The organism is Bacillus sp. BML-BC051 (assembly GCF_019656175.1).
GTDB classification, from domain to species: domain Bacteria; phylum Bacillota; class Bacilli; order Bacillales; family Bacillaceae_G; genus Bacillus_A; species Bacillus_A mobilis.
This window is the reverse complement of the sequence record NZ_BPLI01000073.1, coordinates 1-16989: the sequence shown is the minus strand read 5'-3', so window position 1 is coordinate 16989 and position 16989 is coordinate 1. Positions and strand designations below refer to the sequence as shown.

General features: G+C 34.7%; 10 protein-coding genes and 2 pseudogenes. 6 read left to right on the top strand and 6 right to left on the bottom strand.

What is annotated here, in order from left to right; translation table 11 throughout:
* Positions 1-48: 48 nt before the first annotated feature.
* The 4 genes from K5S59_RS24380 to K5S59_RS24365 all read right to left on the bottom strand — a co-directional run bounded on the left by K5S59_RS24380 (position 49) and on the right by K5S59_RS24365 (position 7484).
* Positions 49-2874 (bottom strand): YhgE/Pip domain-containing protein, encoded by a 2826-nt coding sequence (locus K5S59_RS24380; protein ID WP_000810071.1) that lies wholly within the window; start codon positions 2872-2874, stop codon positions 49-51.
* Positions 2875-3180: 306 nt separating this feature from the next.
* Positions 3181-3972: an endonuclease/exonuclease/phosphatase family protein gene (locus tag K5S59_RS24375; protein WP_001238540.1), complete on the bottom strand. Its 792-nt coding sequence runs from the start codon at positions 3970-3972 to the stop codon at positions 3181-3183.
* Positions 3973-3976: 4 nt separating this feature from the next.
* Positions 3977-5614: a PTS transporter subunit IIBC gene (locus K5S59_RS24370; RefSeq protein WP_000705545.1), complete on the bottom strand. Its 1638-nt coding sequence runs from the start codon at positions 5612-5614 to the stop codon at positions 3977-3979.
* 205 nt (positions 5615-5819) lie between these two features.
* Positions 5820-7484, bottom strand: a complete 1665-nt coding sequence (locus tag K5S59_RS24365) for a glycoside hydrolase family 13 protein (protein ID WP_000754570.1) — start codon at positions 7482-7484, stop codon at positions 5820-5822.
* A gap of 178 nt (positions 7485-7662) precedes the next feature.
* On the opposite strand from K5S59_RS24365, the pseudogene K5S59_RS24360 reads away from it, so the two are divergent.
* A pseudogene (locus K5S59_RS24360) lies at positions 7663-7872 on the top strand (BBE domain-containing protein); the annotation flags it as partial.
* 31 nt (positions 7873-7903) lie between these two features.
* Here K5S59_RS24360 and K5S59_RS24355 read toward each other — a convergent pair.
* Positions 7904-9196, bottom strand: coding sequence for a methyl-accepting chemotaxis protein (locus K5S59_RS24355; RefSeq protein WP_000410020.1), 1293 nt, complete (start codon positions 9194-9196; stop codon positions 7904-7906).
* A gap of 203 nt (positions 9197-9399) precedes the next feature.
* Between K5S59_RS24355 and K5S59_RS24350 the strand changes: the two are divergent.
* The 4 genes and pseudogenes from K5S59_RS24350 to K5S59_RS24335 all read left to right on the top strand — a co-directional run bounded on the left by K5S59_RS24350 (position 9400) and on the right by K5S59_RS24335 (position 13698).
* Positions 9400-11124: pseudogene (locus K5S59_RS24350) on the top strand (methyl-accepting chemotaxis protein).
* 170 nt (positions 11125-11294) lie between these two features.
* A complete protein-coding gene (locus K5S59_RS24345) occupies positions 11295-12017 on the top strand; it encodes an amino acid ABC transporter ATP-binding protein (protein ID WP_120449413.1) in 723 nt (240 codons plus the stop codon).
* A gap of 100 nt (positions 12018-12117) precedes the next feature.
* On the top strand, positions 12118-12912 hold the full coding sequence (locus K5S59_RS24340) for an ABC transporter substrate-binding protein (protein ID WP_000823732.1): 795 nt from the start codon (positions 12118-12120) through the stop codon (positions 12910-12912).
* A gap of 93 nt (positions 12913-13005) precedes the next feature.
* Positions 13006-13698, top strand: coding sequence for an amino acid ABC transporter permease (locus K5S59_RS24335; RefSeq protein WP_000461617.1), 693 nt, complete (start codon positions 13006-13008; stop codon positions 13696-13698).
* Between the two features lie 52 nt (positions 13699-13750).
* Here the strand turns inward: K5S59_RS24335 and desB are convergent, their stop codons facing one another.
* The gene (desB, locus tag K5S59_RS24330; RefSeq protein WP_098258448.1) at positions 13751-14836 is read right to left on the bottom strand and encodes a Delta(10) desaturase DesB; all 1086 of its coding nucleotides are present in this window, start codon (positions 14834-14836) and stop codon (positions 13751-13753) included.
* Positions 14837-15418: 582 nt separating this feature from the next.
* Here desB and K5S59_RS24325 point away from each other — a divergent pair.
* Positions 15419-16945 (top strand): FAD-dependent oxidoreductase, encoded by a 1527-nt coding sequence (locus K5S59_RS24325; protein ID WP_000199941.1) that lies wholly within the window; start codon positions 15419-15421, stop codon positions 16943-16945.
* Positions 16946-16989: the final 44 nt, after the last annotated feature.

Sequence of the window (16989 nt, the reverse complement as noted above, 5' to 3'; positions counted from 1 at the left end):
TGATTAAACAAAAAGGTTCCTACCACTCTCGGTAGGAACCTTTTATTATTAATGAATAATTTTACTTCCTTTTGCGTTCTCAACAAACTTTTCACTTGATTTGTTAATTGGTGTTTTCAGTAATAATGCAGCAACAATCATAACTACTACGAAAGCACTTAACACAAGTAAATCTCTAGTTACTATATCCCAAAGCATTCCACCTACTGTTTCACGAATTGCACTAATTGCATATGTGAACGGTAAGAACGGATAAATTGCTTGGAAGAACGCTGGTGTCATTTGAATTGGGAATGTTCCGCCCGATCCTGCTACTTGCAGTACAAGTAAAATAATCGCCATCGATTTCCCAACGTTTCCGAAAATAGAAACGAGTGAGTATACGATACAAACGAAGACTCCACCAATAAATAAACTAAATAACACAAACCAGAACTTATCGACTACGTACGTACCGAGCAAGAATATATCTCCCATCGATACGATAAACGCTTGTGAAAGACCTATCGTTAAGAATGTTAATAAACGTCCAAAGTAAATTTCATGGCTCTTATAATTCGCGCCCTCTTCGTGTACTTCTACTGTTAATAATGAAACCATTAATAATGCGCCTACCCATAATGCAAGCACTGTATAGAATGGTGACATCGCTGAACCGTAGTTCGGCATCGCAAATAATTTATTCTCTTTTAAATTTACTGGATTCGCAAAGTAATCACTTTGTTTTTCAACATCATTTTTCAATAAGCGTATGATGTCTTTTATATCCTCTTCCGATTCAAAATCACGAATTCTATTTGCTAAGTCTTTAATCTTTTTCTCAGTTTCTGGCATGTCAGCCTTAATGTCTGTTAATTTCTTTTTGCCATCTACTAAGCCTTTTGATGAATCTTCTAGTAGCTTTTTAACATCTGGAAGCTTTTTGTCTGCTTCTTTTAAAATTTGAGATGTGTTTTTAGACATACGTTTCGTACGTTCAATTGCTGTGTTAAAGTTTGGAACGATTTCTGAATCATACGTTGCTAAGAAATCGCCTAATTGAGCTGAAGCATTTTTAGTCGCTTCATTAATACTTTCTACAACCTCTTTTGTAGGCTTCTGTCCATTGTTAATTAGTGTAGTTGCTTTATTCGTAGCGTCTATACCTTTTTGAACAGAATTTTGTATTTTGTTCAATTTTGCAATTCCGCCATTAAGGTTTTTTCCGCTATTTACATCTGCTAATACCTTATTTGTGCTTTCTAGAACCGGAATCGCATCACCAATTAGATTATTAGTAGCTTGTAGTTGACCATTTAAATCGTTTAAGGCTACTTTTGTACTATCTAATCCATTAACACCTCTATTATTTACGTCTGCTATAACACCTTCTAAATTATTTTTTGCCTTTTCATATTCATTTTTCACACTATCGTATGCTTCATTTGCATCAGCTTTAGCTTGATCGACTGTGCTAACTGCTTTTTTGTAATCTGCTACAAACGTTTCATTATAATCTTTTTCCGCTTGATCGATTAATCCATTTGCTGCATCTAATTTTTGATTCGCTACATCTGTTACATCTTTCTTTACTTCTTGTCCTGTACCGATAACATTTACAATATCTTTAATACCGTTGTTTGCATTTTCCATTTTTCCTTTAAGACTGGTTAAGCGATCCACTCGCCCTTGGAAAAAGCTTTGACCAAAATCAGTCGTCGCCGATTTTTGAAGTTCAGTAAATACATTAATAAGGTATGCAATACTATCTGTACGACCTTGAAGATTTTCAGAAACCGCATTAAGGTCTTGTTTTGCCTTTTCTGGATCAAACTGGCCATTTTGCAATCCATTCACAACACTTTTTCCGTATGCTGTTCCTGCACGTGCTGAGTTTAAAACATTATTCACTGTTTGATTAATGTTTCTTGCAATATTTTTATAACCTTCATCGTTCATCTTTGAAAGATCCGGGCGTGCTGGAAACTCCGGCAATCCCTTCATACCAGAAAGGTCTATCCCTGGGTTCATTAAAAAGTTCGTAAAAGCATTGGCCTTATCCATTACATCTTTTGCTACAGTTAAATTATTTCTCATTGTTCCAGGTGCATTCTTTAATGTTTCATCATTGTTTGCAAAGAACTTATCTAAGTTCCCTAACGCTTCTTGCCCATCATTGATAACACTTTCTACAACTGGCAACTCTTTCTGAGCTACTTTTACCAGATCCTCTGCTCGAGTCGCATCATCTAACGCCTTATCCATAAGTGTATTCATTTCTGGGAACTGCGCTTCTAACTTAAAGACAAGGTCTTTTACTTTCTCGATACTTGGTAAGTTTGTTTCTAAATCGATTCCAAGGTCATTGAAGATTTTAAAAATCTCACCGTTCGCTGTTTTAACGAAGTTTTTACTAATTTCTTCCGTAATACCTGATGCACCTTTTGCTGTAATTTTCGGTGCAATCGCATTTACTTTTTCATTTACATAGTAATCAAGTTCTGGCTTTTGTGGATTTTCATCCAGAACAGTTGCAATTTTTTCAGAGAAGTCTTTTGGGATTGTAATACTTGCATAATAATCCCCACGCTCAACTCCGTAAATCGCCTGCTTTTGGTCTACAAATTTCCAACCAAGATTCTTGTTTTTCTTTAGAGAATCTACAATCTCGTCCCCGATATTGATATCTTTCCCTCTTAAATTAGAGCCTGCATCTTGGTTAGAAACGGCAATGGGAACCTCTTTTGTATTTCCATAAGGATCCCAAGAAGCTTTAATGTTAAACCATGCATATAACGATGGTAAAATCATTAATCCTAAAACAATAACAATTGCAGCCCAATGTTTAGCTACATTCCGTAAATCTGTCTTATAAATACGCCAAATTTGTTTCATAGAAGTTATCACCTAATTATATATTTTTCCTTCTTTAGAAAATGATACATACATTTTGCAATTATATCACTTTCTACATCGTGGATTAAACGAAAATACACTATTTTTCCCATTAAATATTTCACTTACTTCATTATATAACGAAGTAAAAAAAGTATGCATACAAAATGACCAAATTAGTTTTACATTCAATAATAACAAATATATAGGAAATGTCATAAAAAGTACAAGTATTTTCTCTTGGAAATACTTGTATTCCTCAAAAAAATCCTCACAGCTTTTCATCATCTGTGAGGATTTCTTCTATTATATATCTACTTGTACTTCTACACCGAAATGATCTGAAATTACATTTCTGTTCGTATCATTAAAAATGACTTTTGAAGAACGAACTTTTTCACTTTGGTTACACAATATTAGATCGATTCGTAAATTATGTTTATTTTTATCCCAACCAGCAATTTCACCTTGGACAGTCGTTCCTTCGTCCTTCTCTGCTGCTAGTTCATATGTGTCATACAAACCTTTTTGCATCATATACTCATAACCCTCTCCTTGCAAGCGGGCATTATTATTAAAATCACCCATTAAGAAGGAAAGTTCATCGCGATTTACACGCTCCATTAAACGATCAACTTGACCTTTGAATGACTCTTCTTCATCATTCCACCAACCGAGGTGACAAGAGTAAAACGTGATGTTCTTACCATTATAAGCAATTGTTGCACTTACAATTTTGCGTGTTTTCCAATACGTTGTATCCTTATTTTCTGATACAAAAAACGTATCTTCTTTTATAACATTATGTTTCGTTAGAATCGCTAATCCTTCTTCATACACATCATATCCAATATGAGAGAAATCCCAAGTAATATTGTAATCTTTTACGTGTAACGCTTTTAACTCTTCTAATAGTAAAAGTCCAAAATTATCTTTTTTCTTGTGACCGCATACATTTTCAGCTTGTATAGACTGACTTACTTCTTGCAATGCGATCACATCATAATCTTCTTCTTGAATGACTTTAGCAAGATATTTTATCTTTTCTAGTTGATTCTCTTCTTGCCAAGAGTGACAGTTTAAAGTTAGCAATCTCATCTTATTACGCACCTAACATATCTTGAATGTCTGACTTTAATACGTCAGCTTTCGGGCCATATACTGCTTGTACACCTTTATCTTTTACGATAAGTCCTAAAGCACCATTTTGTTTCCATTGTGCTTCTGGTGCAACAACATCTAAATCTTTTACTGTTACACGTAAACGCGTCATACAAGCATCTACGTCAGCAATATTTTCTTTACCACCTAATAAATCAATAACTTTTGTTGCTAATGAACCATCTTGTACATTTCCTGTTCCTTCTGATGACTCATCTTCATTATCAATGTAGTTACCTGCACGGCCTGGTGTTGGTAAGTTGAACTTTTTAATTAAGAAATTGAATAATGTAAAGTTCAGACCGAAGAATACTAATGAAACGATAACGAAATTGATTAAATCTCTAGTTAGTCCTGCATTAACCATCATCGGTGTACGAGTAATTAACTCAATAAATCCAAATGCATGAACACGTAAATTAATTAAATCTGCTAATGCGAATGCAAGTCCTGTTGTAATTGCATATACAACATATAATACTGGAGCAATAAACATGAACATGAATTCAATTGGTTCTGTTACACCTGTTAAGAATACTGCTAATGCTGCTGATAAGAACATTGGTTTATATTTTGCACGTTTTTCTTTATCAACATTACGGAACATCGCGAATGCAATCCCCATTAACGCTGCTGTTGAACCGATAACTTGTCCAGCTTTGAAACGAGCTGGTACAACATTATTTAATAGATCGTTATATGCTTTTGTATCTCCATTTGCTAATAAGTTATTTAAATCTGTAATCCATGCAAGCCATAATGGATCTTGTCCTGCTACAATTTGTCCAACTTTTGAGCCAGTTAACATCGTATATGTTCCGCCTAGCTCTGTGTAGTTCATCGGAATCGTTAACATATGGTGTAAGCCAAATGGTAATAGTAAACGCTCTAACGTTCCATATACAAACGGTGCAACAACTGGTGCGCTATCTTTAGATGCTGCAATCCAGCGACCAAATTCATTTAATCCACTTTGGATGAATGGCCATAAAAGTGATAATACAATTGCAGTGACTGTAGACCAAACAATTACAACGAATGGTACAAATCGTTTTCCGTTAAAGAATGCTAATGCCTGTGGCAGTTTGTTATAGTTATAATATTTGTTATATAGAGTAGCTCCTAAGAAACCTGTGATAATCCCTACGAAAACTCCCATGTTTAATGCTGGTGCACCAAGTACAGAAGTAAAGTAATCTTTTACAATTAAATCTCCTGCTAATACTGAAGAAACTTTCGCTTTTGAATCCGCTAACATTTCAGCGTTTACGCCAAATATAGCTCCTGTAATTCTGTTCGTTAAGACGAATGCTAATAGCGCTGCAAATGCACCACCTGCGCGATCTTTCGCCCAAGATCCCCCAATTGCTACTGCGAATAAGATGTGTAGATTTGTAATAATTGCCCAACCGATGTCTTCCATTACGCGAGCGATTGTATGAACTGCGTTAATATCCCCAGCAGACATCCCAATTAACTTACCGATAGAAATCATTAAACCAGCTGCTGGCATTACAGCTACAACAACTAATAATGCTTTCCCGAACTTTTGCCAAAAATCAAAAGACGTAATTTTCATCTGTTCTTCCTCCCCTTTATTTATAACAACATAATGATTTAAATTATAATTTCTGTTTCCATTATGAAAACGATTCCTTATGTTACTTTATTTTTATCTTTACGCAACCGTTTTCATAAATCTATTTTAATAAAAGCGTTTTCACTTTGCAATAGAAATTTATTATTTTTCATAAAAAAAGATGCTCTAAGAGCATCTTTTTTTATTACGAAATGCGATAAACCCTTGTTTCATAAGGTTTTAACGTGATTGAAGTTACTTGTTCGTGTTCCGCAACTTTATAGTTATTTAAAAGCAAACGTTTGCGTTCCAGTGCAAATGAACCCTCATTATACACCGCTTCCTCTTTTGAGATATTACTAATTACAACGATTTTTTCATCGTTTAATGTACGAGTATATACATAAATTTGCGGATCATCTTCTAAAAGTAAATCGTACGTACCGTAATTCAGTACATCATGCTCTTTTTTCAGGGCAATCATTTTCTTATAGAAGTTGAAAATAGAGTTTTCTTCATTCTTTTGCTTTTCAACATTAATTTCTTTGTAGTTTGGATTCATACCAAACCAAGGTGCACTTGTTGTAAAGCCAGCATTCATCTCATCGTTCCACTGCATAGGTGTACGTGAATTATCGCGGCAAGAAGCCCATATAATCTCCATCATATCTTGATGTGATACACCCTCTGCAATTTTCTCGCGATATAAATTTTTAATTGCTACATCATCGTAATCTTCAATATTTGGGAATTGAACATTCGTCATCCCAATTTCTTGTCCTTGATAAATAAACGGTGTACCGTGCATAAAGAAATACATTGCTCCAAGAGCTGTTGCACTTTCACGCCAATATTGTTTATCATCTCCCCAAGTTGAAACGATACGTGGCTTATCGTGATTCTCAATATATAAAGCATTCCATCCTTTATTTTCTAACCCTTTTTGCCATTTCGTTAATACCTTTTTCAATCCTACAACATCAAGATCTTTCTTCTTCTCTGCATCCCATAAACTTAAATGCTCGAATTGGAATACCATATTGAACTTACCTTGCTCTTCTCCAACCCAAAGCTCAGCATCTTCAATTTTAACGCCGTTCGCTTCACCAACAGTCATAATATCGTACTTAGAAAACGTATTTTCCTTTAACTCTTCTAATAAAGGTTGAATACCATCCACATTCATATGTTTATCAAAAGATGGTACATACTTTAGTTCTTTTGGGTTTGGCATATCTTTAAAGCCATCTTCTTTTTTAATATGGCTAATTGCATCCACTCGGAAACCATCAATTCCTTTATCAAGCCACCAATTAACTGTATCGTATAACACTTCGCGAACTTCTTTATTCTCCCAGTTTAAATCTGGTTGTTTACGCGAGAATAAATGTAAATAATATTGTCCTGTTACTTCATCATATTCCCATGCCGAACCATTAAAAATACTTTCCCAATTGTTTGGTTCCGCACCATCTTTACCATCGTGCCAAATATACCAATCACGCTTCGGATTGTCTTTAGATGAACGAGACTCAATAAACCATGGATGTTCATCACTTGTATGATTAATAACTAAATCAATAATAAGCTTCATATCACGCTTATGAACTTCATCTAGTAAAGCATCAAAGTCTTCCATCGTACCAAACTCATCCATGATATCTTGATAATCACTAATGTCATAACCATTATCATCATTAGGTGACTTATACATTGGACAAATCCAAATTACATCTATACCTAAATCTTTTAAATAATCTAGTTTCGCAATAATACCTTGTAAATCTCCAATACCATCACCATTTGAATCCATAAAGCTTCGTGGATAAATTTGATAAGCAACTGCTTCTTTCCACCATGTCTTTTTCATAGTCATTCTCTCCTTTTGCATCCCATCAGAATTTTATGCAAACGTTTTCGTAACACTATCATAACAAAATATGAATAGTTTGCAACTGTTTTCATTGAACTCTATGTAGATTCCTTATTCTTATGCTTTATTTATTTCTCACAAAAGCAAATCTCATTCCTCACCTGCTCTTGTCCACTCACGTTACATACGCTGGGTTAAAGATTTACGAGAAAGCTTAGATCCTTATACACTAGGTGACTATGTCAATTGGCCTGATATTGATATCAAAAATTGGCAAGTTAGTTATTATGGCCCTAATTTTCGAAAGCTACGAAAGGTGAAGACCTTATATGACCCGTGCAACGTTTTTCGGTTTCAACAAAGCATTCCTCTTTTTCATACGTAAAAAAGGAAGAACAGAATGTTGTTCTTCCTTTTTACATTGAAAATCGTTCAATTGTTTGTTTCAAGTCCGCTGCTTGCTTCTCTAAATCCTTTAATAGTTGATCGATTACTACCATATTTTTAGATTGTTGCAACGTCACACGTGCTACTTCTTGTGAACCAGCTGATGTTTCCTCAGCAATTGCTGCTACAGCCTTCGTCTGTGCTCCTGTTTGATGAATGTGACTCACTTGTTCGTTCATATAGCCACTAATTTGCTTCGTTGCATCGGCAACTTCCATAATACTTGACGACATTTCTTTTAAAATTAATTCCGTAGCTGCCCCACGTTGTGCCTCTTCTTTAGCTGTTTTCACTTGCTCTGTCATTTTTAATGCGACTTGTTGGACTTCTTCTTGCATATTCCGTAATAACTGCGATATGTTTCTTGCAGAATGATCGCTTTCATCAGCAAGTTTACGTACTTCTTCAGCTACAACTGCAAAGCCCCTTCCATGCTCTCCAGCACGAGCTGCTTCAATCGAAGCATTCAGTGCTAATAAATTCGTTTGACTAGCAATTTCACTCACAACAGAAACAATATGTTCCACTTGTTTCATTCGTTCTTCTAACTTCTGTACATTTTGCATCGAATTTTCATTTTCTTTTGCCAATGTTTGAATACCTTGAATTAAAGAAGTAAAGACTCGTGTACTTTGCCCTAAAGCTTGAACCATTTCTAAAGACAACTCATCAGACTGTTTTGCTTTTTCTCCTACTTCACTCGCAATGGAAGTTGTTGTATCAACAGCCGAAACAATCGCCTGAATGGAAGCTGCTGATTGCTCAGCGCCAGAAGAAATCTCTGCAAGGGTTTCAGACACACCGCGTGCTTGCTTTGTCGCTTCCCCTGTTTGCCTTCTAATTTGCTGAACTTGATTATTTGTATACGAAAATGTAGTATCAATATTTTTTACCATACCTCTTAAATTCCCTAGCATCATATTAAATGCAACACTTAAAGATTTAATCTCATCATCTGTTTTTGGTAATGGGACATCTTCACGAATATCGCCATCGGCCGCCTTCCTTGCAGCCTCCTCCAATTTTCGAAGCGGTTTAATTAAAAAGACTGCTGCTCCATACGCTAAAATTCCAGACCATACTACACCTAATAACATAACGATAATATTATAGACAGTTTGACTTACATAGCTTTGAAAATAATCGTATATTACGTAAATAAAAAATATGCTTGTTGAATATGTAATAAAAGCTAAAACTGTAGTAAATAGCATAAGTTGTATACGTAAACCAAAGGAAAAAGTTTTCTTCTCCTTTTCCATTTCTCATTCCTCCTCATAAGTAATATACATACTATCTATATATTATTATCCATATTTTCCTTATAGAAAGATATATCGATTTTTGTTTTTTTATTTACATATTCATTACATTACTTTTTCTGTATATAAAATAAAAATAATGTATACTTTTATTTGGATGCCAATTATATATTCAACTAAATAATGTAAGGTTAGGTGATTCGATGTTAAAAATTTTATATCGTTTAAATGTGATAAACAGATTGGTATTATTAGTGGCAGTACCCATTCTTTCCATACTAATTATTAGCGTTGTAAATTATATAAATTTACAACAAATGCACAAATAGCTTCAAACAGTATATGTAGATCGTCTACAACCTATTAAATGGCTAGGCTCTATTGAAAGTAGCATGTATCAAGAGTTTAGTTATGTAAAGGAACTCATTATTACTGAAGATGAGAATCGACGTACTACAATTTTAACTAAATTAAATGATGCAAATAAAGAAACCGAAAAATTACGAGCTCAATATGAAAATACATATGTAACAGGCGAAGAAAAAAAGCTCCTCAACCAATATAAAGAAAAGCTTGCAAACTATGAAAAGCATCGTGCTCAAATGCTTGATCTCATTAAAGAGAATAAACTTAATCAAGCATATTCATTTTATCTAACTACAGTTGAACCTAATTTATCGGCTACAGTAGATGCTTTAAAAAGTCTTAGTGATTACAACGAAAAGATAGCTGAAAGTCTGTACAACGACAGTGAACACTCTTATAAGCAAGTGATAAGCGTAACCATTACTTTATTCATTGCATGTTTAGTTCTTTGTATTCTTATTTCCTTATTTACTGCTAAATCTATTATCAATCCAATCAACTCATTACGGAACATAATGAATACAGCTGGAAAAGGTGATTTAACCGTTGCTGTACCAAAACAATATCGTCATGAATTCGGTCATATGTTTAATAGTTTTGATCAAATGATATTAAATTTACAGCAAATTATTAACAATGTGATTCAAACAAGTACAAAAGTAAAAGGCTCTACAAACCACATTGTTGAAACAGCAACCGTTTCCTCTTCCACTATGGATAACATTGCAAATGCAATGAAGCAGTTGTCTCACCATATTAATGATCAGTCTGCAAATATTAAAGATAGTTCTACAGCAATGGATGAAATAGCAAATAGCGTGCAAAGCATAGCTGAATCTTCTACAACGATTTCAAACTTAGCTATTTCTACTTCTGATAAGGCAAATGTAGGAAGCAAAATCATTGAGAAATCCATTTTTCAAATGACAACTATCCATACCGTCATGGATGAAATATATAAAGTGGTAGATCAATTAGTTGCTCGTACACAAGATATCGATAAAGCATTACAAACTATTACTTACATTTCTGAACAAACAAATCTATTATCTTTAAACGCTGCCATTGAATCTGCTCGCACCGGTGAACATGGAAAAGGATTTGCAGTTGTGTCTGAAGAAGTTCGTAAGCTTGCTGAATAATCAAAACAAGCAGCTACAGATATAACAAAACTAAACTTACTCGTACAAAATGATACAAAAGATGTAGTCAATTTTATGGGGAAAGGCCAACAAGAAATTCAAGAAGGCATTCATGCCGTTCAAAATGAAAAATTAGCATTCCATAATATTGTGAATCATATTAATGAGGTTACAGATCAAATACAAGATATAACAGCAAGTGCAGAAGAAATGTCGGCAAGCTCAGAAGAAATAAATAGCGCCCTTATTAATATCTCTTCAATTTCACAAAATATAGTTTCGGAGACTAATTATACATCCCAATCTTCACAAGCCCAGTCGGTATCAGTACAGGATATTACAAATATGTCCCTTCAAATGCAAAAACTTGTTGAAGAATTAGAAGCGTTCGCAACTCAATTTAAAATTAAAAACTTGTAACCATGGGAAAGACTACCTAATTTAGGTGGTCTTTCTATTTTAATTATACATTCAGATTTACTTATATAAGAACTGTCCTCCGAAAAAAATGAAGGATTCTGACAATTTATAGCTAATAACAGAAATAAGGAGCAACATTTGTAAAATATATTTTTGACTGGGGGTTTTGTATGATTCAGGTTCGAAATCTAGTAAAATCATTCGGCTCACTTAATGTTTTAAAAGGAATTGATTTAGAAGTAAAAGAAAAAGAAGTTGTTGTTTTAATTGGTGCCAGTGGTTCCGGTAAAAGTACATTACTTCGCTGTCTTAACTTTTTAGAAATGTACGATGAAGGTGAAATTCACTTACAAGGTGAACGAATTGATCCTAAGCATTCAAATTTAAACAAAGTCCGTGAAAATGTCGGTATGGTTTTTCAGCACTTTAACCTCTTTCCCCATATGACCTCACTAGAAAACATCATAGAAGCACCTATTCATGTAAAAAAATTAGAAGCAGCAAATGCAAAGGATATCGGAAATCAGCTTTTGCAAAAAGTCGGCCTACAAGATAAAGCAGATGTGACGCCTCACCTCCTGTCAGGTGGTCAAAAACAGCGCATTGCCATTGCACGAGCTCTTGCTATGAACCCTAAAATTATGCTATTTGATGAACCTACCTCAGCCTTAGACCCTGAACTTGTTGGAGAAGTATTGCAAGTTATGAAAGAACTTGCTGAAGAAGGAATGACCATGGTTATCGTTACTCATGAAATGAATTTCGCAAGGGATGTAGCCGATCGCGTCATTTTTATGGATGATGGGAAAATTGTCGAAGACGCTCCGCCAACGCAATTCTTTTCAGCTCCATCACATGAACGAGCAAAACAATTTTTACGCAACGTTTTATAATGTAACTTCTGTTTCAAACGAAAAGAAATACATTCATACGGTGCACAACTCAATAACATACTTAAAACCATCCGTATGATCAATATATAGGAGGGGTTTTATGAAAAGAAAACTATTAACCATTGTTGCGAGTATTACATTATGTACATCCTTCATACTAGGAGCCTGTAGTAAGGAAAGTGCTACTACTTCTTCAAATGGTGAAAAAGAATTCCGTTATGCGATGAGTGGCTTATATAAACCTTTTAACTATAAAGAAAATGACGGAAAGCTTGCCGGTTTTGATGTGGAAATTGGTGAGGCACTTGCGAAAAAAATGAATATGAAACCCACTCCTATTACAAATCCGTGGGAAACACTAATTCAAGGTCTACAATCGAAAAAATATGATGCTATATTGGGCAGTATGGCAATTACAGAAGAACGCTTAAAAGCTGTTAATTTCTCAAATCCTTATTATCGTTCTGGTGCCCAAATTTTTGTGGCTAAAAAGAATACATCTATCTCTTCTCCAGAAGATTTGAAAGGTAAGAAAATTGGTGTTGTAAAGGCTAGTACCTTTAAAGCCCTTGTTGCAAAACATACAGATCAAATCACAGAATATGACAGCGATATTACTGCACTTATGGACCTAGAGCCTGGGCGTGTTGACGCAGTAATCACTGATCAAATGGTCGGTTTACGTATGATCAAAGAAGGTAAATCAAATATAAAAGAAGCTGGAAAACCATTAAATCTGGATGAAATGGGAATTGCTATTCGGAAAGATGATAAAGAAATGGTTGAGAAAGTAAATAAAGCTTTAGATGAAATTATTAAAGATGGTACGTATGAAAAAATCAGTAAAAAATGGTTTGGGCGTAATATTCTCGGTGAAGAGGAAAAAACAAAGTAAATTTGCTAGTCAAATGTTTCATACATTATGCCCCACTTTTTATGTGGGGTATTTCATTCCCTACCAAAATCCATACAATATGAGGTGACACATATGTTTGAAATTTTCATGTCTACTTATCCCACACTCTTAAAGGCTACTATTGTCACATTACAATTAACATTAACTTCCCTAGTACTCGGTTCACTAATTGGATTACTATTCGCTTTTTTTCGAATCTCTAGCAATAAGATTTTAAATAGTATTGCTCATGTATATATCGCCATTATTCGCGGTACACCTTTAATTGTTCAAATTGCCATTCTCTATTTTGGGATTACATCCGTTGTTGTTTTCACTCCTTTTTGGGCAGGAGCAATTGCTTTAGCAATCCATAACGGTGCATATATTACTGAAATTTTCCGCGGATCCATTCAATCTGTCGACCGTGGACAATTAGAAGCCGCTCGCTCTCTAGGTATGCCTTACCCTTTAGCAATGCGCCGTATTATATTGCCGCAAGCATTTCGTCAATCTCTTCCTCCTTTAGGAAATCAGTTTATTATTGGATTAAAGGATTCTTCGCTCGTTGCATATGTAGGATTGTCCGAATTATGGGGATCAGGTTTATCAATTGCTGCAGGTAACTTCCAACAATTAGATACATACATAATCGTTGGTTTATATTACCTCGTACTTGTTCTTCTATTTACTTATTTTGTTAATCTTTTAGAGAAACGATTACAAAGAAAAGAAACAAATTCAGTTCAATTTAGCAAAAAGAATAAAAAAGAAGTCTCTTTATAAAAAAAAAGCAAGCCTGAATGGCTTGCTTTTTCACTGCAAAATATATCAATTTTTACTGATTTATTTTTTTAATACTCTCTTCTTCCTCTATATGTTCCTCACGATATGAAATATTATGAGGATCTAGTCCATTTCCTAAAGAACCATAGAAATGCTCTCTATGCGGATCCACTAATTCACTTCCTTGATAATACACACGTGGTGTATTCCATAGCGCTGCCAAAGCTTTTGTCATTGGCATCTCATGATAGCGTTCCGGCCACATTTCTTTAATTTTATCTTTTACTAACGGATAGTATTTAGAGCTCATAGCAGGGAACAAATGGTGTTCCGTATGATATGAGAAATTGAAATGTAAAACGTCTACCCAACGCGGCACTGTTACTGATAAACAGTTTGCTAACGGATCATTTACTGGAACAATTGGATTTAAGCGGTGATTTGTTGCGATATATGCCATTACAATAAAGTTAGCAATTAACAACGGAATCACATATGCAAATAACCATTTTCCTGGTCCCATAATAAACAATAAACTAATCCAAACTGTCCAAGGCAAAAGAAGTTGAAGCCATACAGATTTTTGATTGGATGACTTAAATTCTTTTATAAAATGAAAGAACATTCGAGTCGAATGCAATGTAAATTGAATGGTTAGTGACAGAAAACTAAAGAATGAACGTACATGAAGAGGCATACGATATACCCAGCTCAAAAACTTACTCTTTTTAAGCTTCTCAAGTGTCGGCCATGCATCTGGATCATTCTCTTCATGTTGTGTATGAACGTGATGCGTTGCATTGTGCCACTTTCTCCAAAGTTTAGGTCCTGTTGATAATGGCATAAACGCAATTGCTCCTAAGAAATCTCGAAGCCATGCCTTTCTTACAACAGTTCCATGTAAAATTTCATGCCCTAAAAACCCAAGTGAAGCAAAACATAACCCAAGAACAATCGCAATTCCTAGATTCGCCCACACATTCAATTCAAATACACCAATCGATATTAATCCCGCCAATGCCACAAGCAAATAAGCCAGTCCACCAAATAAACGAGTAGGAACTGGTTTAAATGCTTTTTTCGGCAAATGTGGTGATACACGTGCTGCATACCACCCAAACGTATGAAGCTCCTTCATCCTTTTGCCCCTTTCTTATGCCGCGTCTCGCGCAACTTACATATATCAATTCTTGCTTCCAGATTGATTTTACTAGCTGATTAAAAAGCATCTATGTATAAGGAAAATATACTCACTCTATCGTCACTTATTTTTTCGCTTTTATTATCAATGAAAAACATTTCTCTTTTTACTCTCTATCAACCTTTCCACATGATGAATCATATCAATAGAATTTCCATATTGTCAACAACTTTTATGACCTAGTAATAAAAGTTGGTTATATTTTTATAATTATACTTTATTTCACTAAAGAAAAAACATAGGATTTATAAGGTTTCGTCCATTATGCATCTACATACACTGACATACTATAGACTCTAACTTATTCAAGAATTCTCTATGTAAACAACAAATAAACTCACCTTGATCTAGCTTTACACAACTCCTATCTCTTCATACCGACGACATTAAATAATTATATTAAAATAATTCCATCTTTCTTTTAATAAAAATAGACTCTTTCTAAAACAGCACACATGAATTTCATATCATATGGAAATATTAAAAGGAAAATTGTTCTAAAATCGGGAGGTTTCTATAATGACAAGCGATACATTTCCACAATTCCCATTATCTTATTGGATTGAATCTACTCAAATCCCTGCTTTTCCCCCTTTATCCGAAAATATAAAGACGAAAGTCGCTGTTATCGGTGCTGGTATTACAGGTATTACTACTGCCTATTTACTTGCGAAAGAAGGCATCGATGTTGTTTTAATTGATTCTGGTCTTATTTTAAACGGAACAACTGGGCATACAACAGCAAAGGTAACAGCTCAACATGATCTTATTTATGATGAGTTAATAAGTCATTTCGGTTTGGAAAAGGCAAGGCTTTACTATGAATCAAATAATCATGCTCTACAATTCATAAATGAGACTGTGCAAACATATAAAATCGACTGTAATTTCTCAAATGAAGATTCATATTTATATACAACTACTGATAATGGATTAAGAAATTTATCGAAAGAATATGAAGCCTATCAAAAATTAAATATATCTTGTGACTATGTTCAATCTCTATCGATTCCTATTCCCGTACAATCTGCACTGGTCATGAAAAACCAAGCACAATTCCATCCCCTTCTTTATTTGAAAACACTTTTAGAAAAGTTTGTGGAGATGGGCGGCAAAGTTTATGAACAAACAACCGCTATTGATGTGGAAAAGGGTGATTATCCACAAGTCATTACAAAGGGCGGACATCGCATCACTTGTGAATATGTTGTCTCTTGTTCACATTTTCCTTTTTATGATGCGAATAGCTTTTTCTTTACGCGAATGTATGCTGAACGATCTTATGCTCTAGCAATCAAAGCAAAAACGGATTATCCAGGTGGCATGTATTTAAGTATTGACGATCCAAAACGTTCCTTACGCTATACAACAAACAATGGGGAAAAATTAATTTTAATTGGCGGAGAAAGCCATAAAACAGGACAAGGAATAAACACGATGCTTCATTACGAAGCACTGTATTCTTTTGCGGAAGCAACTTTTGGAGTAGATGAGGTTCCCTATAGATGGTCAGCACAAGATTTAATCACGCTAGATAAGCTTCCTTATATCGGACATATTAACGAAAGGAATCCAAATATATTTGTTGCAACTGGATATCGTAAATGGGGAATGACAACTGGAACTGCTGCCGCTCATTTACTGAAGGACTCCATTCTAAAAGTCCACAGTCCTTATAAAGAGCTATATGCACCTTCACGCTTCCATGCAAATCCAGATATAAAAACGTTCCTCTCCCAGAACATTGATGTTGCGAAACATTTAATTGAAGGAAAGATCGAAACCGCATTACGTAAACCAGAAGATCTCGAAGTTGGTGAAGGATCTGTCGTGCATGTTAATGGGAAACGAGCAGGTGCTTATAAGGACAAAGATGGAAAATTACATATTGTCGATACAACTTGTACACATCTTGGCTGTGAGGTTGAATGGAATAATGGTGATTGTACTTGGGATTGTCCTTGTCACGGTTCCCGCTTTTCAATTGAGGGCGATGTTATGGAAGGTCCAGCAGATCAACCGTTAAAGCGAGTTGATAATGAGTAAACAAATAAAGAAGTTCAACAGGAATCCTGTTGAACTTCTTTATT

What these genes read in the sequence shown, in the direction of transcription:
- K5S59_RS24335 (WP_000461617.1), top strand. Translation starts at nt 13,006, where the DNA reads ATGTTTGAAATTTTCATGTCTACTTATCCCACACTCTTAAAGGCTACT.
- K5S59_RS24370 (WP_000705545.1), bottom strand. Translation starts at nt 5,614, where the DNA reads ATGAAAATTACGTCTTTTGATTTTTGGCAAAAGTTCGGGAAAGCATTA.
- K5S59_RS24345 (WP_120449413.1), top strand. Translation starts at nt 11,295, where the DNA reads ATGATTCAGGTTCGAAATCTAGTAAAATCATTCGGCTCACTTAATGTT.
- K5S59_RS24340 (WP_000823732.1), top strand. Translation starts at nt 12,118, where the DNA reads ATGAAAAGAAAACTATTAACCATTGTTGCGAGTATTACATTATGTACA.
- K5S59_RS24355 (WP_000410020.1), bottom strand. Translation starts at nt 9,196, where the DNA reads ATGGAAAAGGAGAAGAAAACTTTTTCCTTTGGTTTACGTATACAACTT.
- K5S59_RS24325 (WP_000199941.1), top strand. Translation starts at nt 15,419, where the DNA reads ATGACAAGCGATACATTTCCACAATTCCCATTATCTTATTGGATTGAA.
- desB (WP_098258448.1), bottom strand. Translation starts at nt 14,836, where the DNA reads ATGAAGGAGCTTCATACGTTTGGGTGGTATGCAGCACGTGTATCACCA.
- K5S59_RS24380 (WP_000810071.1), bottom strand. Translation starts at nt 2,874, where the DNA reads ATGAAACAAATTTGGCGTATTTATAAGACAGATTTACGGAATGTAGCT.
- K5S59_RS24375 (WP_001238540.1), bottom strand. Translation starts at nt 3,972, where the DNA reads ATGAGATTGCTAACTTTAAACTGTCACTCTTGGCAAGAAGAGAATCAA.
- K5S59_RS24365 (WP_000754570.1), bottom strand. Translation starts at nt 7,484, where the DNA reads ATGAAAAAGACATGGTGGAAAGAAGCAGTTGCTTATCAAATTTATCCA.